Source organism: Pseudonocardia halophobica (genome assembly GCF_027922425.1).
In the GTDB taxonomy this organism is placed as follows: domain Bacteria; phylum Actinomycetota; class Actinomycetes; order Mycobacteriales; family Pseudonocardiaceae; genus Pseudonocardia; species Pseudonocardia halophobica.
The window spans coordinates 1-744 of the sequence record NZ_BSFQ01000196.1 but is presented as its reverse complement, the minus strand read 5'-3'; the positions used below and the strand labels follow the sequence as shown (position 1 = coordinate 744).

Below are 744 nucleotides of genomic sequence, written 5' to 3'. Positions count from 1 at the left end.
TGTGCCGCTCGCCGTACTCGCTCATGTCGAGGCGGACCATGTTGTCCTCGGAGTCGAACAGCGCCTCGGCGATCGCCTTGGCGAGCTCCGTCTTCCCGACACCGGTCGGGCCGAGGAAGATGAACGAGCCGGTCGGCCGTCGCGGGTCCTTCACCCCGGACCGGGCCCGGATGATCGCGTCCGCGACCGCCTGCACCGCCTCGTCCTGGCCTACCACCCGCCGGTGCAGCACCTCGTCGAGGCGCAGCAGCTTCTCCCGCTCGCCCTCGGTCAGCCGGGCGACCGGGATGCCGGTCCACACCGAGACGATCTCCGCGATCTCCTCCGCCGTCACCACCTCGCGCAGCAGCCGGTGCTCGCCCTGCTTCGTGGCGAGCCGATGCTCTTCGGCCTCGAGCTTGCGCTCGAGGTCGGCCTGCTTCGTGAAGCGCAGCTCCGCGGCGCGGTTGAGGTCGTAGGCGCGCTCGGCCTCCTGGATGTCGTGGCGGACCTGTTCCAGCTCCGCCCGTAGCTCCTGAACGCGCTTGATCGCCTGCCGTTCGGCATTCCACTGGGCGCGCATGGCGTCGGCCTCGCCGCGCAGGTCGGCGAGCTCACGGCGGAGGTGGTCGAGCCGCGCCCGGGATGCGGCGTCCTCCTCCTGGGCGAGCGCCGCCTCCTCGATCTCCAGCCGCATCACCTTGCGGGTGATCTCGTCGAGCTCGGCGGGCATGGAGTCGATCTCGGTGCGCAGCCGGGCGCACG

1 protein-coding gene is annotated in these 744 nt (G+C 71.4%); it reads right to left on the bottom strand.

The annotated features are described in order from the left end of the window. The coding region (locus PKE99_RS38120) for an AAA family ATPase (RefSeq protein WP_271215109.1) at nucleotides 1–744 on the bottom strand (744 nt) is incomplete at both ends.